The sequence below is a fragment of the Halomonas sp. MES3-P3E genome (genome assembly GCF_002836035.1).
In the GTDB taxonomy this organism is placed as follows: Bacteria; Pseudomonadota; Gammaproteobacteria; order Pseudomonadales; family Halomonadaceae; genus Vreelandella; species Vreelandella arctica.
Map to the genome: position 1 here is coordinate 1 of NZ_PJBT01000093.1, position 1,504 is coordinate 1,504.

The 1,504-nt window shown below is 55.9% G+C and carries 1 protein-coding gene; it reads right to left on the reverse strand.

Annotated features, from left to right (window positions below):
• Positions 1-1,383: apolipoprotein N-acyltransferase (lnt, locus tag CXF87_RS11990; protein ID WP_101146775.1), on the reverse strand; the 1,383-nt coding region annotated here is incomplete at its 3' end.
• Between the last annotated feature and the right edge of the window lie 121 nt (positions 1,384-1,504).

The window sequence follows — 1,504 nt, forward strand, 5'->3', positions numbered from 1 at the left end:
AGTTAAACTGGCCTGTTCAAACTGTGGGGCACGGGCTGTGACGTGACCTTGTGAATCGATGATGGCCGTCACGCCATTACTGGTAGCTCGAAGTAGGTGACGACCATTTTCAAGGGCACGTAGACGCGCCATTTGAAGATGTTGGTGTGGGCCAATGGAACGCCCAAACCACGTGTCGTTGGAAACCGTTAATAGCAGCTCGGCATTACGCGCCTGTTGGGCGACATGGTCGGCGAAAATGATCTCGTAACAGATAGCATTGCCAATGGTGGTTCCAGCCACGTGTAACGGAGCCTGTACGTCTGAACCAGGGGTCAGCCGGGGTGTTGGCAAGTCGAAAAAAGCAAGGGTGTCAGCGAGGAGGCTTTGGAATGGCAAATACTCGCCAAAGGGCACCAAGTGCGCCTTCTGGTATTCGCCTTGCACATCATTTAGCCCTATGACGCTGTTATAAGAGCGCCCTTCACTGTCGCGTTGCAAAATGCCGGTCAACAAGGCGGTGTCAGGCCCCAGGTCGGACGCTACTTGTTCCAGTATTTGCTGTGCTTCCTGCTCAAGCATGGGAAGGGCTGCCTCAGGCCAAACGATGAGGTCGATATCCCTTGCTTGCACCCGTGTCATCGTCGTGTAGATACTGATCGCTTCGCGCTGCCCTTGGGCAGTCCACTTAATGCGCTGATCAAGATTCCCTTGCAACAATGCCACCTGGATGGGCTTGCCAGCCGGGGTTGTCCATTGGGCGGGCAATAGGAATGGAACGATCCACAGGGCGGCCATTGGGACGAGGAAAATCCAGCGGCGACGCAGTACCTCTACCCCTAACGTACCTGTCAGCGCGGTCATGAGTGACAGCAAGTACACACCACCAACGGGCGCCCATGGGGCTAGTGGAGAATCTATCTGAGAGGTGCCCAGCAATAACCAGGGAAAGCCGGTGAGCAACCAGGTGCGTAGCCATTCGCTCACCACCCACATACCGGCAAAGCTAAGAAAGGCGAACCGTGGCCCCGTGATGCGTCGATAGAGCCCAAAGGGGACTGCAAAGAAGAGCGCCAGGACGCTAACAAATAGCGTGGTGAGGAACATCGCCATCAAGGCCCCGGTGCCACCGAAATCGTGAATAGCAACGAAGACCCACGACGTGCCTGAACCGAACAGGCCTACCCCATAACACCACCCTCGCAGGGTGGCCATGGCGGGCGTTAGCGACGCTATTCTCCAATAGACCAGTGCCACGCTCACTGGGCCAAGCCACCATAGGGAAAAAGGGGCGGCACTCAAGGTAGTCAGTACCCCAGCGGCGAGCGCTACAACGCAATCGACTATTGGTGAGCGTCGCCCAGCAAAAAACGTATATTCTTTATCTTTATCGACCACATCCATAGCGTTACTCAGTGCGCTTAAATGTAGGCCGCTCACGCCATAGCGCCACTGCGTATACCACGACACCTGCCAATAACGCGATATCAGCCAGGTTGAAGGCCGGCCAATGCCAGTCTCGCCA